This is a genomic window from Hymenobacter lapidiphilus (genome assembly GCF_003417065.2).
Classification (GTDB): Bacteria; Bacteroidota; Bacteroidia; order Cytophagales; family Hymenobacteraceae; genus Hymenobacter.
Window position 1 is genome coordinate 38,677 of sequence record NZ_QVLT01000024.1, and the last position, 22,361, is coordinate 61,037.

The following is a 22,361-nucleotide window of genomic DNA, read 5'->3' on the forward strand; positions in this document are numbered from 1 at the left end:
CCATTTCACAATCCAAAAACAGAGCGCTATATTTGCGCCTCTTTACCAGAAACCCTCGGGGCGGCGCGACCGTCCTTTATAGTCTTTTCAACCATGAGCGTACTACTCGATTTTATTGAGCAAGAGTCCCAGGAGCGCCGCGCCAGCTTCCCCCGTTTTGCCGCCGGCGACACCGTTAACGTTCACGTAAAAATTCGTGAGGGCAACAAGGAGCGCGTGCAGCAGTTCCAAGGCGTTGTGCTTCAGCGCAAGAACACCAGCACCAACGGCGAAACCTTCACCGTGCGTAAAATCTCGAACCAGATTGGTACCGAGCGGATTTTCCCCCTTCTCTCGCCGAACATCGACAAGATTGAAGTTATCCGTCGCGGTAAGGTGCGTCGCGCCCGTCTGTACTACCTGCGTGGCCTGTCGGGCAAAGCAGCTCGTATCAAGGAGCGCCGTTTGAACGCCCCTAAGGTTGTAGCCGCCGCGTAAGCAGCGTTGCTTCTCAGCATAGAAAAAGCCGGTTTCCCTTACGGGAAGCCGGCTTTTTCGTTTGACCATCTGTCATCCTGACGAAGGAAGGACCTCATTCAAAAGCTATTGTTTCATGTTAGCTTCTGTACAAGGTCCTTCCTTCGTCAAGATGACATTGATTAGTTCTTGGCCGAATCCTTCTTCAGGTCTTGGGCAGGCGTGTTTTGGCTGCCGCGTAGCTGCTGGGCAGCAGCACTGAGGGCCTCACCGAGCTTGGTGACGCGCTCGGCCGTGTTGGGATTATCGGCGAAAGCGGCGGCGGCCAGGGTATTAGTGCCCAACCGCGACATGAGGCGGGTAACCGTCTCCTCGTTCACTGTTCCACCCCCGAAATGCGCTTTCAGGTCCTGCAGGTCCACCACAATCTGATGCAACTGGGGGTTGTTAACGTCCTTGAGGTCCTCAATCCAGCGCTGGAAGTGGTTGTCGAGGCCAGCGCGGCTGGCTTCTTCTTGCAGGTCATTGCTGAGCAGCGTAACAGCGCCGTCGAGGTGAACCTGATGCTGGGTATCGTCTTTTGGAATCTTGTGGAAGGCCATGTGAAAGGTGTTTGGGGCCGCCGGGGCGGCGGAGATGAAAAATAGTATCCGTGCAAACGCAGGCAACGGGTAAAGGTTGTAGTGCATCTTGCGGCCCGAGAGGCTACTTTCGTTCTCTTTTTCTCCCTCCTTTGCTGTTCCGCCCAGTTTCTGCATGAAAACAATCCTTTACCTGCTCAGTCTGCTCGCGCTGCCTGCCCTGGCCCAGAAGCCGGCCGCTGGCTGGCAGCAGGAGGCCAATTATTCCATTGATGTGACGCTCGATGACCAGCGCCACGAGCTCAACGGCCGCGAGGAAATAGTGTACACGAACAACTCGCCCGATGTGCTGCCTTACCTCTGGTTCCACCTCTGGCCCAACGCCTACCGCGACAACAATACGGCCTTTGCCCGCCAGCAGCTGCGCAACGGCAACCGCGAGTTCGAGTTTGCCACGCCGGCCCAGCGCGGCTTTGTCGATGGGCTCGAATTTCGGGTGAACGGCCAGCCCGCCCGTCTCGACTACGACGCCACCAACCCCGATATGGCTCGGCTCGTGCTGCCCCGACCCCTAGCTGCCGGGGCCAGCATTACCATCACGACACCCTTTCGGGTGAAAATTCCGGATTTGTTTTCCCGGTTCGGGCACGTGGGCCAGAACTATCAGATAACGCAGTGGTACCCCAAACCGGCCGTGTACGACCAGCGCGGCTGGCACCCCATGCCCTACCTCAACCAAGGCGAGTTCTACTCCGAATTTGGCTCGTTTGACGTGCGCATTACGCTGCCGGCCAACTATGTAGTGGGGGCCACCGGCGTGCTGCAAAACCCCGCGGAATTGGCGCGCCTGGATGCGCTGGCCGCCGCCGGAGCCGCCAAGAAAACGGCCGAAGACTTCGGCTCCGACCTCAGCTTTCCGGCTTCGGCCAGCGAAACAAAGACGCTGCGCTACGTCCAGGACCGCGTTCATGACTTCGCCTGGTTTGCCGACAAGCGCTTCAATGTGCTCAAAAGCGGCGTCACGCTACCTTCGGGCCGCACGGTGACCTCCTGGGTGATGTTCACCAACCGCGACGCTCCGCAGTGGATAAAAGGGCTTCAGAACGTGAACGACGCCCTTACTTACTACTCGCGCTGGGTGGGCGAGTACCCCTACGCCTCCGCCACGGCTGTAGCCAGCGTACTGGTGGGCGGAGGTAGCATGGAGTACCCGATGGTAACCGTGACCCAGCCCGCAGCCATTGTGCACGAGGTAGGCCACAACTGGTTCTATGGCATCCTGGGTTCCAACGAGCGGGACTTCGCCTGGATGGATGAGGGCGTGAACTCCTATATGGACAAGCGCGTGGCCGAGCGCGACACGGCAGCGGGCAGCGCGCTGGGCTTCCTGTCCAGGTGGCCCATGCTGACATCCGCCGCGGGCATCGCCGACCTGCCGGCCGTTGCCCTGGAGCGGTTGCCCATTTCCGCCCTGACGTCCCGCGGCCTCGACCAGCCCGTGAGTGGGGTCACCTCGGCCGATTACAGCAGTTTGAACTATCGTCTCAGCTTGTATTCGGAAGCACCGCTGCTGCTGAAATACCTGGCCGGTTACCTCGGGCAGGAGCAGTTTGATGCGGCCATGCAAGCGTATTATCAGCAGTGGCAGTTCCGCCACCCTTACCCCGAGGATATGCAGGCTGCGTTCGAGCAGGCAACCGGCCAGAAACTGGGTTGGTTTTTCCAGCAGATGCTCACCACCCAGAATCACTACGAGGCGGCCCTGTCTGATATGCTGGTGCAGGGCGAAACCCTGAAGGTGCTGGTCCGCAATGACTCGCCCGCCCCGTTTGCCGTGCCCGTTTCCACCCTCGATGCCCGGGGCCAAGTGCTGGAAACCAAGTGGACGCCCGCTTTCGGAGGCACCAATGACGATACTAAAGACGAAACCCAGCTCAACTTCCGCGCCGCCGGCGTGGCGGCTGTGGTAATCGACGCGGGCTACCTCACCCCGCAACTCAACCGCCGCGACGACCGGATGAAGGTCAATGGCTCCTTCCGCCGCTGGGAACCACTGCAGTTGCGCCCCCTGGCCAGCGTGGAACGCTGGGACCGGCAGGTTATCAACTGGGTGCCGGTGGTGGGCGTCAACACCTCCGACAAGTTCATGCTTGGGGCCGCCTTCTACAACAACCTGTTGACCCCTAAACGGCTGAATTACCTGGCCATGCCCCTATACAGCTTCAACCGCCGGGAACTCAACGGCATTGGGAGCCTAACCCTGAACGTGCTGCCTCAGGCCCGGGCCCGCCAGCTGCTGACCAGCGTGCAGCTAACCCGCTTCGAGCGCTACCGCAAGATTGAGCCCAGCCTGACGCTGCTCCTGCCCCACTCGGCCTTCAACCAGGCCCAGCATCTGGTGCGGTTTGCCAACACCAACGTCCGCGACCAGGACCGCCGCCAGACTACCAGCATTCAGACCCTGGAGTACCTGATGCGCGACGGCAATGCCCTGCGGAACTGGTCGGCCCACGTAGAGCTCAACCAGCTCAGCCCCGACGCAGAATCGGACAACACCAGCCAGAACGCGACCCTGCTGCGGGCCACCGCCACCTATGGCCGCTACTACAACGCCACCAAACAGGTGCGTGCCCGCTTCTTCGGCGGCGCTTTCCTGAATTCGGGTACTGATAGTCCGTTTGCCATGGGCCTGAGCGGCAGCTTTGATTACCGCCGCCAGACGATGTTCCTGGACCGCCAGCAGACTTCCCACACCTATACCGCCCAGCGTCACCAGACCGACGACCGGGACGGCGGATTCAAGGCGTATCTGCCCGTGGCTACTCAGAAGTGGCTTACTACCGTGGGGCTCGAAGCCGACCTGCCCATTGTTCCGCTGGTGGTTTTTGCTGATTTCGGCTTGGTAAATCGGGCCGGCCAGTCAAATTCGGGCCGTACATATGGCTACTACGATGCCGGTCTGGTAGTGCCCGTATCCAGAATACTGGTGCCCATACCCAATAATATCCTGCGCCTTTACGTGCCCCTGGCCGGCAGCCAGTACGGCAACGGGTTACCCGGTAGCCGCAAGGAATTCACCGACCAGATTCGATTTGTTTTCCACCTCGAAGAGCTGAGTCCCTTCCGCATCATAAACCAGCGGCTGGCCCAGTAGAATAAACATACTTTACGCCCGACACCCGGCCCCGACCCGCACTACACGGCCGGGGCCAAGCGTTGTTGTCTGAAGGGTCAACGCTGGCGCTCCGAACAGCAGCTTCCAGTATCGGAGCAGCTTTCGGCGCATTAAGTCGCCCAAGTTGGGGCACCCGGTTGCGGTTGCGCCCCTTTGCCAGTACTTTTCCACCATGCGTTTGCGACGACGACTCCTTACCCCGGCCCTGTTGCTGCTACTATGCGGCTGTGGCCCGCGCTACTCCGATATACCCACTTTCTCAGCCGATCGTAGGCTGCTACAGCTAGTAGTAGAGACGCCGGCCGGCACCAACCACGAGCAGCGTTACAACCCAACTACCGATGCTTTTGAGCCGCGGAGGCTGGCGGGGCTGGCAGCGGTGGTGGAGTTTCTGCCCGCGCCCGGCAACCTGGGCTTCATACCCGGTACCAGCCCGCCCGATGCGGCCCAGGGCCAGCCACTGCCGGCTCTGCTGCTGGCCGAAAGCCAGCCCACCGGCACCGTGCTTGAGGTGCTGCCTATTGCCCTGCTCACGCTCGACATAGATGGACTGCTACGGCCAGTGGTGGTAACCGTGCCGGCCCGGCCCAGCCAGCGCATCCTGCCTCAGGCTACCGACTGGGCCAGCCTCCAGCGCACGCACCCCGCGGTCAGGCCCTTCCTCGACCTGTGGTTTCGTAACTGCGCCCCCCAACACGCGCATCGTAGGCTGGAAAGACGAAAAAAGCTGCCAGCCAACTGATTCGCCGGTGGATGCGGTAGCTGAGCTGGCAGGTACGTAGCGTCTACAGCAGAAAGCCGCCCCGCCGGTTAAACCGGCGCGCTTTCTGCTGTAGACGCTACGTGAGGGGCCGCAACTGGAAAGTTGGCGGCTCCGGACGGCTTACTGGATCTTGTTGAGGCGCTCTTTTACGGCCTCCAGCGCAACGCGCATGTTCACGATGTCGGCGCGGGCACCTTCCTGCTCTTTCAGGTTGGTATCAACCTGGTTGTTGAGCTGAAGCAGTTCGGAAGCATTTTGGGCCAGCTGCTGCTGAATCTCCATTTTCTTCTGCTTGTTCTTCTCGATGTCCTTCTTGTAGGCGTCGGCTTTGGCAATAACCGCAATGTGCTGGTTCTGGGCCTGCTCCAGCGACTTTTCAGCCGACATTACCTGCACGGCCATATCTTCGCGGTAGAGCTTAGTGGAAAAGTCTTTCAGGTAGCCTTCGGCCGATTTCCACTGCACGGGCGTGGCATCCTTGCTCAAGTAGGCGTTGCCCAGGTCAATCGACCACCAGATGGTGGTACCGGTTGGCACGGCATCAACCTTGCTGATAACGCGCACCGGCGTTTTAGACAGCGCGTCGATTACTACGCCGTCCATGGTGTAAATGCCTTTGTCGGACTTTACCTTGCTACCAAACTGCTCATCCAGCTGTTTCTTCCAGGAATCCTCTACTCTCTTGCTGTCGAGCTGCATGGAAATCCGCTGGCCTTTGCGGGGAATGCCTTTGATGGCCATCTCGGTTTCGTCAACCTGGGCAGTCTGTGCGAAGCCGGTTACCGACGATACCAGCACCAGCAGCAGCGGAAAAAGTATGCTTCGTTTCATAAGGAGAACAATTGATTGAAAAAGAAAAGCTTGCGCAACAGGAATTAAGATTGGAAAATGGCTTTCCGACTGACCAAATTTAACCAGCCTGTCTGCATGTTGCTACACCCCCGATTGTTTTTTTTCAGGAAATTAGACTTTTAGGGGAAGATTTATATATTAACTTATTTATATGATAAACTTATGGATACCTCCCGGGACCTGAACAAAAGCCTCCCGGCGGGGGTTGCGTGCTCACTATGACGATAACCATCTGCCGCCAGGAGCACTTCAATGCTGCCCACCGCCTGCACAACCCCGCCTGGTCTGACGAGCGCAACCAAGAGGTGTTCGGCAAGTGCAATAACCCCAATTACCACGGCCACAATTACCAGCTTATCGTGCGTCTCACGGGTGAAATCGACCCGGAAACGGGCTACGTGTATGACATGAAGAAGCTGAGCGACCTCATTAAGCGGGAGATTCTCGATACCTTTGACCATCGAAATCTGAACCTGGATGTGGCCGATTTCCATACCCTCAACCCCACGGCCGAAAATATTGCCGTCGTAAGCTGGAACCGGCTACGGCCCCACCTGGCCGGGAATCTGGCTTTGTCGGTTACGTTGTACGAGACCGAACGCAACTTTGTAGAATACCATGGATAACCTGCCGCTGTCGGCAGCAGCAGTAGCCGGCAATTCTGCCACCGTTGCCGCCGCCGACACCCAACTTCCCGTCGACTTGCGCACGCCCCTCCGGCCCGATGCTTTTGAGCTGGATGATGATGCCAAAATTGAAGCTATTTCCGGTCATTTTCGCGAGATTATGCAGGTATTGGGCCTCGATATGAGCGACGATAGCCTGGCTGGCACTCCCCGCCGGGTGGCCAAAATGTACGTGCAGGAGTGGTTTCGGGGCCTCAACCCGGCTTACCGCCCCGAGGTACGTTTGTTTGAGAACCGCTACCAGTACCGGCAGATGCTGGTGGAGCGCGACATTACGTTGTTCTCGTGTTGCGAGCATCACTTTGTACCTATTATTGGTAAGGCGCACGTGGCGTACCTGCCCGGTGAGCACGTGGTGGGCCTGAGCAAGCTGAACCGGGTGGTGCAGTACTTTGCCCGTCGCCCCCAGGTGCAGGAACGTTTGACGCGCCAGATTGCCGAGGAACTCAAGCAGAGCTTGGGGACCGACGACGTGGCTGTGCTTATTGAGGCCGACCACCTGTGCGTAATGAGCCGCGGCGTAAACGATACCAGTAGCAGCACCCTCACGGCCGAGTACGGCGGGGCCTTCGGCCAGGATGCTGCCCTGCGCCAGGAGTTCCTGCGCCTGATAGGGAAATGAGCTGCTAGCTAATGGTACGGAACTCCGTAGTAGCTTGCAGCCTCGATTACGATTTTTCACTTCAAAACATCAGCTAACAGCTAATAGCTGCTAGCTAGCAGCTTAAGAATTGCTATGTCGCGTAAGGTTCTGATTACGGGAGGCACCGGAATGATTGGTACGCGGCTGGCTGAAATGCTGATTGACGGCGGCTACGAAGTGGCCCTGCTGAGCCGTACGCCCGGCAACAACCGCTACTTCAGCTTCCGCTGGGACCCGCTGGCTGGTACCATCGACGAAGCGGCTGTGCCCTACGCCGACTACATCGTCAATCTGGCTGGCAGCAGTGTGTCGGATGGCAAATGGACGCCGGAGCGCAAGCGGCAGATTCTGTCGAGCCGGGTGGCGGGCACGCAGCTGCTGGCCAAGGAGTTGCGCAAACCCGGCCACCATGTGCGCGGCTTTATTTCGGCTTCGGCCATCGGCATCTATGGCGACCAGGGCGACCGGCTCCTGACGGAAGAAACCGCATCTACCCCCGACGACTTCCTGGCCAACGTGTGCCGACAGTGGGAGCAGGCGGCCGAGTACGTGGAGCAGGACGGCATCCGGACGGCCATTTTGCGCATCGGCATCGTGCTCAGTCCCGAGGGCGGGGCGCTGGTGCCACTGGCCCGCACCGTGAAGATGCTGGCCGGCGCCCCACTGGGCTCGGGCAAGCAGTATATGTCCTGGATTCACCTCGATGACTTGTGCCGGCTCTTCATTAGGGCCATCGAAGACGAGCAGTGGCGCGGCGTGTACAATGCCGTGGCCCCCAACCCGGTTACCAACAAGAAGTTCACCGAAACCCTGGCCGAGGTGCTGCACCGCCCGCTGGTGCTGCCCAAAGTGCCCGAGTTCGGCCTGAAGCTGATGATGGGCGAGATGAGCGAAATCGTGCTGGCCTCGCAGCGGGTCAGCGCCGAGAAAGTGCTGGGCCAGAGCTTTAATTTCGAGTATCCGACCCTGAAGCCGGCCCTGGAGTCGTTTTACGGGGAGGAGTAACGGCCGAAGTCATGCGCCGCTTAGGGCAAGGGATTTTGCTGGGGCTGCTGTTGGTGGTAGGCTATCTGAATGTCCGGCTCTACCATCGTCCTGATTTCAGCCCCGAAAACGGTCGGCCAATCAACCGTGATGTAGTGGCCCAGCTGCGGTTTCTGCGCGGGCCGATGCACGCCGGGGCCGGCCAGCAGATGCAAAGCATCTATCCCGAGGGATTTGTATATCTGAATGCGTTGTACGCGCTGGCCTGGTTAGAGCTGCTGCCGCACTTGCCTCCGCAGGCGCCGCTGTACCAGGAAGGGCTGGTAGAAGCGGGTTGGGCGGTGCGCGAAATTCAGTCGCCGAACGGCTCCGCGCAGTTTATCAACCCCGATTTGTCTCTGCCTAACGGCGCCTTTTACCAGGGTTGGTCGGCCTACGTGCTGGGGCGCTACTTGGCCGCCCAGCCCGCTGCCCGCCGCGACACGGCCGATGTGGGCCAGTTCCGGCGGCAGTGCGCCCTGATTGCCCGGGCGCTGATGGGCAGCCCGTCGCCCTACCTCGAATCGTACTCCGGGGCGGCCTGGCCCGCCGATGGCGTGGTGGGCGTGGCCGCTTTGGCTGAGCACGACCGGCTGTACCCTGCCCGCTACCAGCCCCTGCTCCGGCAGTGGGTGCAGCAGGTAAAGGGCTGCCTCGACTCGCGGGGGCTGATTCCGCACCGCACGGCGGCCGGCAGCGGCCAAAGCCTGGAAGCTGCGCGGGGCTCCTCGCAAAGCCAGTTGCTCAATTTCCTGCTTGAAGTCGACCCGGCTTTCGCCCAACAGCAGTTCCGCCGCTACCGCCGCCATTTCCTGACGACCCGCTTGGGCCTGCCGGGCATCCGCGAAGCCGCCCTCGGTGCGCCTCCAGCCGACGACGTAGACTCGGGGCCGGTTATCTGGGACGTGGGTGGTGCGGCCTCGCTGGTGGGCCGCCGCACCATGCAGCGCTACGCCGACAGCACCACGGCCGTGGGCCTGCGCAACAGCATAGAGGGCTTTGGCGCCGCCCTGACTACTTCAGCTGGCAAACGCTATCTGTTCGGACAGCTGCCCATTGCCGATGCCTTCATTGCCTGGGCCAATTCAATAGAGGCCACCCGCGAAATACGGGGCGCGACGGGCTGGCGCGGGCATTTCCAGCTGCTTTCGGTGCTGGTGGCAGCTGGGCTGCTGGCCGCGGTGGTAGCGCTCCGGCCCCGTCGGCGCAACTAGCTGGGAGTTGCCGGCTTGCAGCGGCCGACCGCCTAACGGCAGCTATAGTTTGATGCTGTCGGGGATGGCCAGGCCGCTATTTATCTTCTCCAGTAAATCGTCCATTACGAGACTATCCACGGGTTCGGGGCGACGGCGGGGCTCGGCCGTAACGCACATGTATTTCTTGTTGATTTTAACTGTCGGCTGGGGCAAGGGCCCCATTTTGAGGTCCAGTTCGGGGTCTTGGTAGAGCTTCTCCATGTAGGTACCGAAGATGGGCAGCGCCGTGCGGCCGCCCTCGCCCTGCTGCGAGCCCACGAAGTGGATGCTGCGGTCTTCGCCGCCCACCCACACGCCGGTTACCAGGTCTTTGGTGATGCCCATGTACCAGCCGTCGGAGTAGTTGCTGGTGGTGCCGGTTTTGCCGCCAATCTGGTTGTTCTTCTTCCACAGTTCATAATCCCAGAGGGCCTGCGAGGTACCGCCGGGCTCCTCCATGCCGCCGCGCAGCATGTAGGTCATCAGCCAGGCCGTTTCGGCCGGAATTACGCGCTTCTGGCGCGGGTCGAACTGCACCAACACGTTGCCGTTCTGATCTTCGATGCGCGTAATGAGCATCGGTTCGGGCCGGAAACCCTGGTTGACGAACGTGCTGTAGGCATTCACCATCTCATACACGCTCACATCACCGCCTGAGCCCAGGCCGATGCTGGGCACGCCCAGCAGCTTGCTCTTGATGCCCACTTTGTGGGCGTACTTGGCCACGTTGTCCCAGCCGACTTTCTCGGTGAGTTGGGCCGTCACCGAGTTCACCGAGCGGGCCATGGCGTAGCGCAGGGTCATGTTCATGCCGGTGTACTCGCGGGTCACGTTGTCGGGTTTCCACTCCATGGGCTGGCCGTTTTCCACGTAATTGATGGTCACGCGCTCATCACGGATTCGGTCGCAGGGAGCGTAGCCGTTGTCGAGGGCCGTCAGGTACACGAAGGGCTTGAAGGTGGAGCCGGCCTGGCGCTTGCCCTGCTTCACATGGTCATATTGGAAGAAGCGGTAGTCGATGCCGCCCACCCAGGCCTTAATCTGGCCGGTATAGGGGTCCATCGTCATCAGGCCGGCGTGCAGGAAATGCTTGTAGTAAGCCAGCGAATCGAGCGGCGAAAGCAGCAGCGTGGTGTCCCGGTCGCCCTTCCAGGTAAACACCTTCATGGGCCGCTTGGCGTTTAGGGCCGAATCGAGGCGGGCGGGCTGACCGGCATAGCGGGCGGCCAGGCGCTTGTACTGCTGGGTGCGCTTCATCTGGGTTTCGATGAAGTTGGGAATCACGTTGCCGTCCTCGTCCACCCAGGGGTCGGTGCCGCGGTTGCGCCAGAATCGGTCGAAAGCCTGCTGCAGGCTCTTCATTTTCTTGTCCACCGATTCCTCGGCGTGGCCCTGCATGCGCGAGTCGATGGTGGTGTACACCTTCAGGCCGTCGCGGTAAAGGTCGTAGCCGTTCTGGCGGCACCACTCGTTGGCCCGCTGGCTGATGGCGCTGCGGTAGTAGGTTTCGGGGCCGTCCACGTGCTTTTCCACCTGGTACTGCAGCACGATAGGCGTGGCCTGCTGCACAGCCACTTCAGCCGCCGTGAGCACGCCGGCCTGGCCCATGCGCGTGAGCACCAGGTCGCGGCGGCGCTTAGCGGCTTCGGGATGGAACTGGGGGTTGTAGGCCGTGGGGTTGTTGAGCATGCCCACGAGCATGGCGGCCTGCTCGATGCTGAGCGAATCGGGCGAGGTGCTGTAGAACGTTTTGGCGGCTACCTTCACCCCATAAGCCTGCGAGCCGTACTCGACGGTGTTGAAATACAGGGCCAGAATTTCGTTTTTGGTATAGCGGCGCTCCAACTCCACGGCCGTGAGCCACTCCTTGGTTTTGCTGATGACGGTGCCCAGCAGCGGTATCCGGCCCAGCGCGCCGGTGTTTTCTTTGCGCCGGGTTTTGTACAGGTTTTTGGCCAGCTGCTGGTGATGGTGGACCCCCCGCCCCCGCTGCCGCCGGTAGCCACGCCTGCCACAGCCCGCGCAATGGCGATGGCGTCGATACCCGAATGATCCTGGTAACGCACATCTTCCGTAGCAACGAGGGCCTTAATCAGCCAGGGCGACATTTTGCTGAGCGGCACCGGGCTGCGGTTTTCGCGGAAGTAGCGGCCCAGCAGCACCCCATCGGCGGTGAATACCTGCGAGGGCTGCTCGACGCGCGGGTTCTCCAGCTCCTCCAGGCTCGGCGACTTGCCAAACAGGTACATAAAGTTCATGCTCACCAGAATCGGATAGAGCAGAAACACGCCCAGCCCCACCACAAAGCAGGCCCACAGCAGCCGGGAAAGGCGGTTGGGCCAGCGGCGCCCGGGCCGGGCAGTAGCAGCAGAATCGGTTGATTGAGGGGCTTGGGAGGCAGACATGCAGGGCGCGGAAGGAAGGGCGCGGCCAGGCAGGCCGGCAGCGGAACCGCAAATATACCAGTTGCGGCCGGGCCACCGACAATGGGTCAGCTGCTGAAGGGCCGGCCCTGAGCCACTTCCCGCCGGGCAGCCCAGGTCGCCAGCACCAGTAGCACGCCCTTCAGCCCGTCGAGCAGCAGGTTATCGAAGCGCCCGTAGCCGAGATACAGGCCCAGCCCGATGCCTATCCACCAAAAGCCCAACAGGTAGCACAGGGCCGGGTAGCCTCCATCGCGCCGCCACACCCAAACCAGGGCCAGCACAATGGCTAGGCTCACGAACAGCAGCAGCCAGGCCAGCACAAAAGCCAGAAAACGGGTGTCGGGCGTAACACCGACGCCAAATTTTGCCAGCAGCATTTCGGGAGCGAAGAAGCCGCCGACGGTCAGTATCAGCTCGAAGACCAGGGATAGAATGAGTAGAATCAACAGGGCGGTACGGGCCATTGGGCGGGGTTTACAGGCCGGCAGAGGTGCCGGGGCAATGGCGGGTAAGCTAGCGAAATTGCGGCAGCTACATCAGCAGGACTAAATTACCATCCCAATCAGCGAGAAAATAATCAGCCCCAATGACCCAATAATTGCCACTAAGTAGGCTCCAATAGTTGCCAGCTGCCATAGCCCGCGCCACCACCACTGCCGCACCCGTTGTCGTAGCTGCTTTGCGGTGTAGGCCCCCAGCCAGGGCAGCACCGCCAAACAGGGCATCATAGAAAACCAAAACCAGTTTGCCGCCCGTGGGAAGTGCGGCCACAGCTCCTTTGAAAACAGCAGGTTCAGCCCGCTAAAACCTATAAGCCCCAGCACCCACCACGTCAGGCGCGGCACGGCCGGCAACAGCACATGCAGGGTAAACTGACACAGTTGTTCCGGGTACGATTCGGTCTTTTTCATGGGGCCAACGGATTTAGCCGCAGCCAGCCGCCCCCAAGTAGCAGCAGCAGCAACAGGCTGCTGAGGTGAAAAACTATGCAGAGCCAGAACACAAAATCGGCCAGGTAACTGGGCCGGTCGAGCAATGAAGCTGGGGCGGCGGGCAGCGCCAACAGCAGGGTGGCATGGTATAGTACCACGGCGTTAGCCACGACCAGCAGCCCCACCACCAGAATCGGCTGCTGCCAGAGTTGCACCAGCATAGCGAGGGTGGCCGCGTCGGCCGAGCCCAAGCGGTACCAGGCGGGTATCTGCCACGACGTCCAAAGTAGAGCGCAGCTCGTCAGGAGCACCGCCAGGCAGCGGCCGGGAGAAGATAAAACGGTTCTCATGTCCATTTGCTCGCTCATTGAGCGGCCACTGCTGCCGCGCCCGGGCCCCAGAGCAGCATCACGTGTAGCAGCGTCCAGAGGACGGAACCCAGCAGCAGGGCCGCGGCGGGTAGCACCACGGCCAGCAGGCGCCGGCTTCGTTCGGGGGGCGTGGCAGCCCGCTCGCGCCAGGTAAGCAGGGTGGCCAGAGCGACGATGCTGGCTGTACACCAGAACAGGCCGAGGAAAGTGAGGAAGAAAGTCATTGTTTTGAGCTTTTAACTATCAGCTGTTAGCTGACAGCTTTTGGGAAGAGATTAATCGGCAGTCGGGCGGATACAACGCAAGCTGACAGCTAGCAGCTAATGGCTAACAGCTGAGTAATAAGCGGCCGATTCGGCGCCGGTCCAGCTTTGCCAGGCGCGCTGGCGCTGGTAGCTGCGCTGCCAGGCGGCGACGCGGCGCTGGATGAGGGCGCGGGCCTCGGCGGGCAGGGCCGTTTGCTCGGTGTAGCTACCGGGCGGGCTGATGATGATGCGGCTCACGCCGTAGAGCACTTGCTGGCGGACGGCCAGCTCGGGTAGCACGCGGGCGGGCATTTCGAGCAGGAAGCCGAGGTCGAGGGTGCCGAAGCGAGCGTTGAGGTTGTAGCGGGCAATCCAGATTTCCCAGTTGCCCAGCGCCAGCAGCAGCAGCAGGCTGTAGGCGGCCAGCGAGTTGAGGCGCAACAGCGCAAAGGCCGAGCGGCGCTGCCAGATTTTGAGCAGCACCGTAACGAGCCCGAAGAAAGTCAGCAGCAGAAACCCGTACACCCCGATGCGCTTGTATGCCAGGCCCGTGTACTGGATGTAATAATAGTTGCGCAGGCCCACCGATATCATCAGCACCGCGTTCTGCACCACCCAAATAGTAGCGCCCCAGCGCAGGGCCGCCAAACCGGGCTGGTAGAAGTTGAGGTTGCGCCGGAAGAACCACAGCACGATGCCCATAGCCACCAGAATGCTGAAAATGAGCACGTAGGTACCTTCGTGCACGAACTGGGTCAGGTCGAAACCGGCGGCCGGCACGAAGCCGAACCAAATCCAGCGGATGTCGATGACGTTAACGACCAGCAGCAGCACGTTCACGAGGCCGAATACGGCCAGGGCCGCCAGGTATTCCTTGCGCAGATCGAGGGCCTTACGGGTTAGGGGCCGGAAATCGGGCCGGCGGACCCCGAATGAGGCCACCCGGTCGCGCTGCCGCCGCACAAACTCGCCCAGCCGCGACTCCTGGTCCTGGAAAAAGTGGAACGGCACGACGACCAGCGCCATGCCGGTGAGGGCGAATCCGACCAGAAAAAACAGCAGGTGCGGGATGGAAATAGCGGGCAGAAGCGCCAGCAGCCAATCGCCTAGCCAATCGAATACTTGCCCGGCCAGAGCGGCGTAGCGCGGATTGGCCAGCACGAACAGGAAATGGAAAACGACCAGCACCGCCAGCGGCGCCAGCAGCAAACGGCCGTAGAAACGGGTACGTCCCCACTTGCCGGCCCCGGCGCTGGGCAGCCGCAGGTACGGCAGCAGCCCCGGCAGCACCCGCGCCGCGCCGCCCAAAGCCGTGAGCAGCGCGAAGGCCAGCAGCCGCAGGTGGGGCTGGTTCACGAAGCCAAGCAGCATCACGAGCGAGGCCACGCAGGCCAGCCAGGCCGCCGCCGAGCCGTACCAGAGCACAGCGCCCGCGCTCAAGAGGGTACCAGTCAGTAGCAGCCGGAAGTAGCCCGAGCGCCAGACCGCCGCGTGCCGGGGCAGCCCCACCAGCGTGGCCACCACCACAAACAGCGTGTACAGCGCCAGATTCAGGCCCACGCCCTGCCGGTAGAACAGCACGTCGAACAGTACCGCGCCCAGCGGCAGCAGCAGTTTCTGGAGGGCCGTGAGCGGCAGCGGGACTCGGCGGGCCGTAGCCGCAGCAGTAGAGCCAGCGGCAGCAGGATTCAAAGTGAATGCAGACATATGGTTTATTTTAAAAGAACTTTGTATTTCAAAGTTTAACGACAAAAAAAGAGCCCCACTATCCGCGCAGTAGTTTTTCGAGCACCGCCAGATGCTCCTGGAAAGCTGTTTTGCCTTCCTTGGAAGCCGAGTAGGTAGTGTTGGGCTTTTTGCCGACGAATTGCTTGCTGACGCTCACGTACCCCACTTTCTCAAGGGCCGCGACGTGGCTGGCGAGGTTGCCGTCGGTCAGGTCGAGGGCTTCCTTGAGTTCGGTGAAGCTGACCACCTCGTTGGCCATGAGCACCGCCATCACGCCCAACCGCACCCGGTTGTCGAAAGCTTTATTGAGCGTGTGAATCAGGTGCTTCAATGCGGTGAGATAGTAAAATGATGGGGGCAGTCTTCTGAAGGAAAGAGAGCAGATATAACGATGTCATGCTGAGCGAAGGCGGAGCCGAAGCATCTCTACTGCTTCGTTGCAATAGCAATCAAATGGTAAAATTAGTGTTGCGGTAGAGATGCTTCAACTTCGGCTCCGCCTTCGCTCAGCATGACAACCGTTTTTCACCGCTCGTACCGGTTATACATCAGCAGGCCGTAGCCGATGTGGCCCAAGCCGAAACCGAGCGCAAAGAACAGCAGGCCGAGACCGGGAATCAACATGGCGACCAGCCCGAGGCCGATTACGGTGAGGCCCAACCAGCGGATTTCGTCGAGGGTGTACTTGCTGGCGTTGAGCAGGGCCAGGCCATAGAACAGCAGCATGCCCGGCACCACCAGCGCCACCGCGCCATCCAGGTACAGCGCGATGCAAAACAGCCCGCCCGCCACCAGCGGAATGGCCAGGCTGATGGCCAGCCGCCGGCCCAGCGCGCTCCAGAGTGGCTGCCCATTGCGGCGGGCCCGGCGCAACGTGAAGAACGTGGCCACCAATAGTGCTATTGCTATGATACCCGCCGCCAGCCCCAGCAGAAACGGCAGCACCGCCCGCCGTTCGGCGGCCGAACTTTCCAGCAGCCCCAGGTAGCCGGCGTGGGGGTACAGCCCTTTCAGGTACCAGTGCCCCAGCCCGGCTCCGGCCAGCGCCACCAGCCCCGCCCCTACCCCGGCCAGTCCGCTCAGCGAAATAAAGCGCGACGACCGCTCCATGATGGCGCGAATCTCGGTGAGTTGGGCAAGTGGGTCGGGAGTAGGCTGGGCCATAGCTTCAAAAAGAACTTTGCACTACAAAGCAACGACTATTTTGCCAATTATTCCCCTGCCGCTGCTTGTTTTTTTTCGACATACCCCATTTGGAAACGGGCAGTCTGGCCAGATCGAGGTCCGAATTCGTCCCAAAATGAGTGGATGACCAGACGAAGGCGGTGCCGGACATGGCCAAAACCAGACTACGGCCGCAGGGTGGACCTCCTGCGGACGCCCCATTTTGAAACAGCCCTTTCCCATTAAAAACCTGCTTTAAATCAAACCAGTGGGAACTTTGAGACCGTAAGTTCTGGCAGCAACGCTACTGTCGCCGGCCGTCTGTCTACCCGGTTTTCGGCCATAAATGTATCCTCCCATTTCTCTAACCACCAATCCTATGACGCACACTTATACTTCGGCCAATTATTCTACTATTACCCGCACACTTATTCTGTGGCTGCTGAGCAACCTCGGCGGGACCCTCTGGCTGCTGCTGGATTTTTCCTACGAGCGGCTCGATGATTATTCGATTGCCCTGATGGTAGGCCTGACGGCGGCACTGGCGTCGCTGGCCATCGTGCCGCTGGTAGTTCCCTTTTTCCTGCTCATGAGCCGTCTGCAGGCTAACTGGCCACGCCGCACAATGGCTTTAACGGGTATTATTCTGTTTTTTCTGCTCATCAATTTGCTGCTGCTCGACCTCATTCCGATGAATTCGCTGGCCGAGCTGTTGCCGTTTTCACTACCGTATGGTCTGGCAGCGGTGCTGGGCGTGTTGTGGCTCTATGGTCCTGCCCGGCACGTAGCCGCGCCTTCGCAGCACCCGGCCTAGCGACCCGCCTGCGCGGGCGGGGCCGGCCAACGCAACGCCTGCTCTGCCCGTAAGCCCACGGCATGAAGCTGCGCCTGCACCTGTTCGAGTTCGAGGATTTGCCCTGGTTTCCGAAGGTTATTCGGTCCGGGATGATGGACTACCTGCGGTTTATGATTTCGGCCCTGGGTACCTATCGGCCCATTGTGCCGCTGCTGCTGGCGGCCCTGCGCCACACCGGCCAAACGCGGGTGCTGGAGCTGGGTGCCGGGGCGGGCGGCGGCACGGCCGGCGTACTGCGCGGCCTGCGGGCCGGTGGCCTGCCCGATGCCCGCGTCTGCCTCACCGACCTTTACCCCCAACCCGCCGCCTGGCAGCCGCTGCAGGCCGCCACCCCCGGCCTGGAGTTCGAGCCGGCCCCGGTAAACGCGCTGGCTGTACCGGCCGGGCTGCCGGGCTTCCGCACCATCTTCTCGGCGTTCCACCACTTCCCGCCCGCCGCCGCCGAGGCCCTTCTGGCCGATGCGGTGCGGCAGCGCACCGGTATTGGCGTGTTTGAGGGCGCGGGCAAGCACTGGCTGGAGTTGCTGCTGGCCCTCACGGTGCTGCCGGCGGCCCAGCTGCTTATCACGCCCTTTATCCGTCCGTTCCGTTTCAGCCGGCTGTTTTTCACCTACGTCGTACCGCTCATCCCGCTCTTCACCATCTGGGACGGCTGCGTGAGCATTCTGCGCATGTATCCGCCCGAACAACTGCTGGCCCTGGCCCATCGCGCCGACCCGGAAGGAACATTCGCCTGGCAGGCCGGCAAAGTGCGCCATTGGTGGGGGCCGCAGGTAACGTACCTGATTGGCGTGCCCCGGGCAGAGGAGCGAGTGGATAGATAGGACGTCATTCAGAGCGCAGCGAAGAATCTCACGTGCCGAAGTAATTCCAATTTCAGCACGCGAGATTCTTCGCTGCGCTCTGAATGACGTCCTATCCATCCCAACTCCTGTAGCTTTACCTTTCCGCCTCCGCTCACGCCCGTCAATCAATACTCCTTGCTACTTACCAAGTACAAAAAGGCCCTGCCGCTGCTGCGGATACCATTTTCGGTGTACCTGATGCCGGTGTTCTGGTTTGGGCTGAGCGCGCTGCCGGGGCCATTCAGCATCGGGAGGGCAGTAGGCGTGTTCGTGGTGCTGCACCTGCTGGCCTACCCTGCTTCCAACGGCTACAACAGCTATTACGACCGCGACGAGGGCAGTATTGGCGGCCTGCGCACTCCGCCCAAAGTGTCGCCCGAGCTGTTGCACCTGGTGTGGCTGTTCGATGCGCTGGCGGTGGCGGGTGGCTGGCTGCTGAGCCCGATTTTTGCGGGACTGGTGGCGGTGTATCTGCTGGTATCGAAGGCATACAGCTACGAGGGCATCCGCCTTAAAAAGTATCCGCTATTGAGCACGGCCGTAGTGGTGGTGTTCCAGGGAGCCTACACGTTTCTGATGACCCAGGTGGGCGTAGGGGCCGACCAGGGCCAGTTGCTGACCCCCGATAATCTGCTGCTGGCTTTGGTAAGCAGCCTGTTTCTGGCCGGCTCCTATCCGCTTACGCAGGTGTACCAGCACGCCGAAGACGCGCGCCGCGGCGACCGGACGCTGAGCTTGCGGCTGGGCATCCGGGGCACGTTTGTGTTTGCCGGGCTGGCCCTGGCCACCGGGGCCGGGCTGCTGGCCTACACCTACCTGCGCCGCCACGAGCCCACCCATCTGCTGCTGTTTCTGGTGGCCACGGCCCGGTGGTGTGGCTGTTCGGGCGCTGGGCCTGGGCCGTGTGGCAGAACGAAGCCGCCGCCGACTTCGACCGCACCATGCGCATGAACCAGGTTTCCTCGCTGTGCACGAGCCTGGCCTTTGCGCTGATGCTGCTTTTTTAGGCGACAAAAGGGCAAACGTACCAACCAGGCCTCAGAAAAGATTGTGGGGTAGCCGGCGGGTAGCACTGCGCACCCCCGGCAGCAGTGGTCAATCATAAGAGTGCTTCCTGATGGCAGCAAGCCCTCTAACAACCGGCTTCATGCTTGCGTAGAACGCCCCAAGTGACTCACATTTTCTGCTATGCGCCTACACCTGCTGTTGCCCGCCCTGCCCCTGGCTCTATTGGCTGCGGCCTGCTCTGGCCCTACCACCGACCAAGCCAGCAACTCGGGCCCCGCTTCTGAGATACCCGACACAGCCCGCGCCGCCTTTCCGGAACCGCTCGACACCGTCCGCGCCGCTACCCTTACGGCCCAGTCCGATACGCTGCTGGTGAACCGCAGCCGCCACGTGTTCTCCAATCAGGCCGCCCCCGATGTGTTTTCGCTGGTACTTCGCGGCCCGGCCCTACTCAGTGGCGAGGCTACTTTTACCATTACTACGGCCACGGGCGAGGTAATTTTCCGCGAAATCCTGACCGCGCCGGAGCTGGAAGCGGCGCTGGTGTACGAAATGAAAACGCCCACGGTGACCCAGGCCGAGCGCGAGCTACGTGCGCCGACGGGTGCGGGAGTTCTTCACCGAAACCAACTTTCGGCGCCCGGCCCTGCCCGCCAACGCCACCTACCCCAGCCCCACCAGCCCCGACCGCGCCACCTGGAACGACCTGCGCCAGCGCCCCGACGCCGTGCGCTTCGATTACCTGGTGGGCAAAGAAGACCGCCGCCATCTGGTTTGGTCGCCGCTCAGCAAGCAGGTCGTGCACCTGCCCTGATATTAGCCGGTAGCCCAGGGCTGTTTATCTCTGTTCAGCAATCCGGCGGGCAGGGTAGCACTTGGCGTCCACCAGAGTCGGAGCGGGAGGTTTCACGTACGCTTCGCGCCTCACCCGATAGTTTCGTCGGCCTTCAGTCAGTCCGTTGATTAACGCGGCTTCTCAGCCGGCAATTTTTGCTTTTGCACGGCACAACCAACGAACCTGCTTAGCCTAACTGCCGGCTGCTTCTTCTTCAGCCTGAGCCAAGGCATCGGTGAGGTTGCGGGCGAATACTTCGTAGGGCTGGAAGCCGCGGCTGAGCACGTAGCCCTGCGAACCCGCCCGCAGAATTATGGTCGGAAAGCCCTGCACGCCGATGCGGGCCACAGCCTCGAATTCGCGGCGTACGGCCGCCCCGGTTTCGGGCAGCGCAAACCGGCGCGCAAACTCCTCGAAATCCAGATCGAGCGCCTGCACCAATGGTTGGTACGTGTGCACATCGTTTAAATTCTCGCCCCGGCTGAACAGGGCCTGCTGCACGACATGGGCAAAATCCAGCACCCGGCCGTGGGCATCGAGCTGACGCACGATGTACAGCGCCCGGGCCGGAGCCTCCGAATCCTGGAAATAGGTACCGGCCGCGCCCAACTGCTTGTAGGCTTCCCCAAACTGCACGCCGGTGGTCTGCTCTACCTGGGGCATGGCCCCTTCAATGTAGCCCCAACCAGCCCCGATGGGCTCGGCCTGCTCGCCGGCCAGCATACCGCCGCTAAGCACGGAGATGGTCAGGCGACCCGCAAAATCAGTTTGTACGCGCTGCATTACCGGGCTCATGCCATAGCACCAGCCGCAGTAGGCGTCGTAGAGGTAGAGTAGCTCGGGAAGGTCGGAGGCGGGAGTGGGTTGCATAAGGGGCAAAGTACCGGCGCAAAATCAGCTTGTCCAAATCAGGGTAAGCCCGATGGAAGGCTATTGGACAAAATAGTGCTGTCTTATTCTCATTTTATATAACTATTTAAATTATAAATTATACTTATTGATATTTTAATAGTATATTAGTTAAGCCAGGGCCTTACCACTGGTACGCCCTCTTTCTGCCATTTAACCTCGCTAAGCGGATGATGTATCATGAAAACCCTCTCTACCTCTCTGATGCTACTGGTGGCTGTGCTACTGGCAGGTATCGAAACCGCGCTGGGCCAGTGCACCTACACTACCTCTCAGGATGGCAAATTTAGCCTAGCTACTACCTGGACGAAGAGCAGCCCGAGCTGCCCTAACCTACCCGGTTCGCTCGACCACATCATTATCAACCACCAAGTTACGCTCGATCAGGATTTTGCCATAACGGGGCCGTCCAACAACAAAGCAGGTGGCAGTATAGTCATTAGTGCTGCCGGCTCGCTGATGGAGGACGCCACGCCTCGTACCCTTTCCATCAGCCACGGCAGCCTGGAAGTGCAGGCTGCGGCTAACCGCAGTGTCCCGCGCCTGGCTGTATCAATTCTCGACGTTAGTTACACCCAACGGGGTAGATTTGATGCCAGAGTCAGTATCGGAGCTAACTCAACTGTAACTGTTGGATGCCTGATGTTAGGCATTCAGGGTGGCATTGACCTCGCCACAGATGCCCAGCTTAATGTGACAGGCAACCTTGATGTTTCAAACGGCAACGGCTCTATTGAAGGCCCCAGCTTAAGCTCGCGACCAGCTGGCGCACACGTTATCGGCATTGTCACGGGGGTCAACGGAGGCACTCACAACGTGTTCAGCGGCAATTTGCGCTGGTGCGTTGATGAGGTTCCGGGGCTCGCCTGCCCTGCCACCGGCCCCAAGCAAACCCCACAAAGTGGCAGCAACTGCAGGCCCCTGCCCGTCACGCTCGTTAGCTTTACAGCCCAGGCCCGCCCTTCCGGCGTGAAACTCGACTGGGTAACTGCTACCGAACTCAACAACGACTACTTTGAGGTGCAGCGTAGCGCTAGTGGACAGGCCTTTGCGCCAATTAGCCAAGTACCTGGCTCCGGCACTACCAACTCGGGAGCTACGTACAGCTTTACCGATACGGCCCCGCTGGCCGGCTCGGGCTATTACCGCCTGCGCCAAGTAGACCGGGACGGTAGCGAGGCGTTTTCTGCGGTGGTAGTGGCTACCGGCCCACAGCAGCTTGAAGCCCTCATTTACCCCAACCCCGGCACCACAACAATTATGCTGCCCGCTGGCACAGGCCAGCCCGTCGATTACCGGATTTACACCATCACCGGCCGCACCGTTCTTGCGGGCCGCACGGCAGGCGGTACTTCGTTCGGTGTGCAACAGATTCCGGCCGGCCTCTACCTAATAGAACTCGTTACCGGCGGCCAGCGTCACGTTCAGCGTTTCGTGCGGCACTGAGCGCATATCGGGAATTCCTGGAAAACGCTGTTTTTGTCAGGCTGAGGGTGTGGCAGCAGCTCTGCCGCTTCGTTGTAGCAGTAATTCAGCGAAGCGGTAGAGCTGCTGCCACACCCTCAGCCTGACGATTCCCCAACACTTGCTAAGTCCGTCCATCGGCCAGCTGCATCAACGCCAGAAGG

General features: G+C 60.8%; 23 protein-coding genes and 1 pseudogene. 12 read left to right on the forward strand and 12 right to left on the reverse strand.

Annotated elements, in window-relative coordinates; all coding sequences use genetic code 11:
* Nucleotides 1-93 precede the first annotated feature (93 nt).
* Nucleotides 94-477 carry a 50S ribosomal protein L19 gene (rplS, locus tag D0N36_RS13705; protein WP_116942362.1) on the forward strand — a complete coding sequence of 128 codons (384 nt, stop codon included), beginning with the start codon at nucleotides 94-96 and terminating at the stop codon, nucleotides 475-477.
* A 161-nt stretch (nucleotides 478-638) separates the two neighbouring features.
* Here rplS and D0N36_RS13710 read toward each other — a convergent pair whose 3' ends face one another.
* Nucleotides 639-1,058, reverse strand: a complete 420-nt coding sequence (locus D0N36_RS13710; protein WP_147320894.1) for a hypothetical protein — start codon at nucleotides 1,056-1,058, stop codon at nucleotides 639-641.
* Nucleotides 1,059-1,212: 154 nt separating this feature from the next.
* Between D0N36_RS13710 and D0N36_RS13715 the strand changes: the two genes are divergently transcribed.
* The gene (locus D0N36_RS13715) at nucleotides 1,213-4,191 is read left to right on the forward strand and encodes a M1 family metallopeptidase (RefSeq protein ID WP_116942364.1); all 2,979 of its coding nucleotides are present in this window, start codon (nucleotides 1,213-1,215) and stop codon (nucleotides 4,189-4,191) included.
* A gap of 199 nt (nucleotides 4,192-4,390) precedes the next feature.
* Nucleotides 4,391-4,954, forward strand: a complete 564-nt coding sequence (locus tag D0N36_RS13720; RefSeq protein ID WP_190242677.1) for an inorganic diphosphatase — start codon at nucleotides 4,391-4,393, stop codon at nucleotides 4,952-4,954.
* Nucleotides 4,955-5,095: 141 nt separating this feature from the next.
* Here the strand turns inward: D0N36_RS13720 and D0N36_RS13725 are convergent, their stop codons facing one another.
* Entirely contained in the window at nucleotides 5,096-5,806 is a 711-nt protein-coding gene (locus D0N36_RS13725; RefSeq protein ID WP_116942366.1) for a DNA repair ATPase, read from the reverse strand.
* Nucleotides 5,807-6,045: 239 nt separating this feature from the next.
* Between D0N36_RS13725 and D0N36_RS13730 the strand changes: the two genes are divergently transcribed.
* The 4 genes from D0N36_RS13730 to D0N36_RS13745 all read left to right on the forward strand — a co-directional run bounded on the left by D0N36_RS13730 (nucleotide 6,046) and on the right by D0N36_RS13745 (nucleotide 9,393).
* Complete coding sequence (locus D0N36_RS13730; RefSeq protein ID WP_116942367.1) at nucleotides 6,046-6,453, forward strand: 6-pyruvoyl trahydropterin synthase family protein; 408 nt, start codon at nucleotides 6,046-6,048, stop codon at nucleotides 6,451-6,453.
* Nucleotides 6,446-7,135, forward strand: coding sequence for a GTP cyclohydrolase I FolE (gene folE, locus D0N36_RS13735; protein WP_116942368.1), 690 nt, complete (start codon nucleotides 6,446-6,448; stop codon nucleotides 7,133-7,135). Before D0N36_RS13730 ends, folE begins: the two co-directional genes overlap by 8 nt.
* A 114-nt stretch (nucleotides 7,136-7,249) precedes the next feature.
* Nucleotides 7,250-8,161: a TIGR01777 family oxidoreductase gene (locus D0N36_RS13740; protein ID WP_116942369.1), complete on the forward strand. Its 912-nt coding sequence runs from the start codon at nucleotides 7,250-7,252 to the stop codon at nucleotides 8,159-8,161.
* Between the two features lie 11 nt (nucleotides 8,162-8,172).
* Nucleotides 8,173-9,393: a hypothetical protein gene (locus D0N36_RS13745; RefSeq protein ID WP_116942370.1), complete on the forward strand. Its 1,221-nt coding sequence runs from the start codon at nucleotides 8,173-8,175 to the stop codon at nucleotides 9,391-9,393.
* A 42-nt stretch (nucleotides 9,394-9,435) separates the two neighbouring features.
* On the opposite strand, the gene D0N36_RS13750 is transcribed toward D0N36_RS13745, so the two are convergent.
* The 9 genes and pseudogenes from D0N36_RS13750 to D0N36_RS13785 all read right to left on the reverse strand — a co-directional run bounded on the left by D0N36_RS13750 (nucleotide 9,436) and on the right by D0N36_RS13785 (nucleotide 16,280).
* Nucleotides 9,436-11,103, reverse strand: a complete 1,668-nt coding sequence (locus tag D0N36_RS13750; RefSeq protein ID WP_410504162.1) for a transglycosylase domain-containing protein — start codon at nucleotides 11,101-11,103, stop codon at nucleotides 9,436-9,438.
* A pseudogene (locus D0N36_RS20285) lies at nucleotides 11,080-11,819 on the reverse strand (transglycosylase domain-containing protein); the annotation flags it as partial. The pseudogene D0N36_RS20285 and the gene D0N36_RS13750, both read right to left, overlap by 24 nt.
* A gap of 86 nt (nucleotides 11,820-11,905) precedes the next feature.
* Nucleotides 11,906-12,304 (reverse strand): hypothetical protein, encoded by a 399-nt coding sequence (locus D0N36_RS13755; RefSeq protein ID WP_116942371.1) that lies wholly within the window; start codon nucleotides 12,302-12,304, stop codon nucleotides 11,906-11,908.
* Between the two features lie 81 nt (nucleotides 12,305-12,385).
* A complete protein-coding gene (locus tag D0N36_RS13760; protein WP_116942372.1) occupies nucleotides 12,386-12,751 on the reverse strand; it encodes a hypothetical protein in 366 nt (121 codons plus the stop codon).
* Nucleotides 12,748-13,122 (reverse strand): hypothetical protein, encoded by a 375-nt coding sequence (locus tag D0N36_RS13765; RefSeq protein WP_147320895.1) that lies wholly within the window; start codon nucleotides 13,120-13,122, stop codon nucleotides 12,748-12,750. The genes D0N36_RS13760 and D0N36_RS13765 overlap by 4 nt, the downstream gene beginning before the upstream one ends.
* A gap of 14 nt (nucleotides 13,123-13,136) precedes the next feature.
* Nucleotides 13,137-13,367 carry a hypothetical protein gene (locus tag D0N36_RS13770; RefSeq protein WP_116942374.1) on the reverse strand — a complete coding sequence of 77 codons (231 nt, stop codon included), beginning with the start codon at nucleotides 13,365-13,367 and terminating at the stop codon, nucleotides 13,137-13,139.
* A 96-nt stretch (nucleotides 13,368-13,463) separates the two neighbouring features.
* Nucleotides 13,464-15,095: a DUF4153 domain-containing protein gene (locus D0N36_RS13775; protein WP_116942375.1), complete on the reverse strand. Its 1,632-nt coding sequence runs from the start codon at nucleotides 15,093-15,095 to the stop codon at nucleotides 13,464-13,466.
* Between the two features lie 58 nt (nucleotides 15,096-15,153).
* Complete coding sequence (locus D0N36_RS13780) at nucleotides 15,154-15,447, reverse strand: winged helix-turn-helix domain-containing protein (RefSeq protein ID WP_116942376.1); 294 nt, start codon at nucleotides 15,445-15,447, stop codon at nucleotides 15,154-15,156.
* 194 nt (nucleotides 15,448-15,641) lie between these two features.
* Complete coding sequence (locus tag D0N36_RS13785) at nucleotides 15,642-16,280, reverse strand: hypothetical protein (protein ID WP_116942377.1); 639 nt, start codon at nucleotides 16,278-16,280, stop codon at nucleotides 15,642-15,644.
* A gap of 379 nt (nucleotides 16,281-16,659) precedes the next feature.
* Between D0N36_RS13785 and D0N36_RS13790 the strand changes: the two genes are divergently transcribed.
* The 4 genes from D0N36_RS13790 (at nucleotide 16,660) to D0N36_RS13805 (ending at nucleotide 19,803) form a co-directional block, all read left to right on the forward strand.
* Complete coding sequence (locus D0N36_RS13790) at nucleotides 16,660-17,094, forward strand: hypothetical protein (protein WP_116942378.1); 435 nt, start codon at nucleotides 16,660-16,662, stop codon at nucleotides 17,092-17,094.
* Nucleotides 17,095-17,156: 62 nt separating this feature from the next.
* Nucleotides 17,157-17,960: a class I SAM-dependent methyltransferase gene (locus D0N36_RS13795; protein ID WP_116942379.1), complete on the forward strand. Its 804-nt coding sequence runs from the start codon at nucleotides 17,157-17,159 to the stop codon at nucleotides 17,958-17,960.
* Nucleotides 17,961-18,116: 156 nt separating this feature from the next.
* The gene (locus tag D0N36_RS13800) at nucleotides 18,117-18,932 is read left to right on the forward strand and encodes a UbiA family prenyltransferase (RefSeq protein ID WP_242478920.1); all 816 of its coding nucleotides are present in this window, start codon (nucleotides 18,117-18,119) and stop codon (nucleotides 18,930-18,932) included.
* Nucleotides 18,933-19,581: 649 nt separating this feature from the next.
* The gene (locus D0N36_RS13805) at nucleotides 19,582-19,803 is read left to right on the forward strand and encodes a hypothetical protein (RefSeq protein ID WP_147320896.1); all 222 of its coding nucleotides are present in this window, start codon (nucleotides 19,582-19,584) and stop codon (nucleotides 19,801-19,803) included.
* A 213-nt stretch (nucleotides 19,804-20,016) separates the two neighbouring features.
* Here D0N36_RS13805 and D0N36_RS13810 read toward each other — a convergent pair whose 3' ends face one another.
* On the reverse strand, nucleotides 20,017-20,694 hold the full coding sequence (locus tag D0N36_RS13810) for a DsbA family protein (RefSeq protein WP_116942381.1): 678 nt from the start codon (nucleotides 20,692-20,694) through the stop codon (nucleotides 20,017-20,019).
* A gap of 219 nt (nucleotides 20,695-20,913) precedes the next feature.
* On the opposite strand from D0N36_RS13810, the gene D0N36_RS13815 reads away from it, so the two are divergent.
* On the forward strand, nucleotides 20,914-22,179 hold the full coding sequence (locus tag D0N36_RS13815; protein ID WP_116942382.1) for a T9SS type A sorting domain-containing protein: 1,266 nt from the start codon (nucleotides 20,914-20,916) through the stop codon (nucleotides 22,177-22,179).
* The last annotated feature ends 182 nt before the right edge of the window (nucleotides 22,180-22,361 follow it).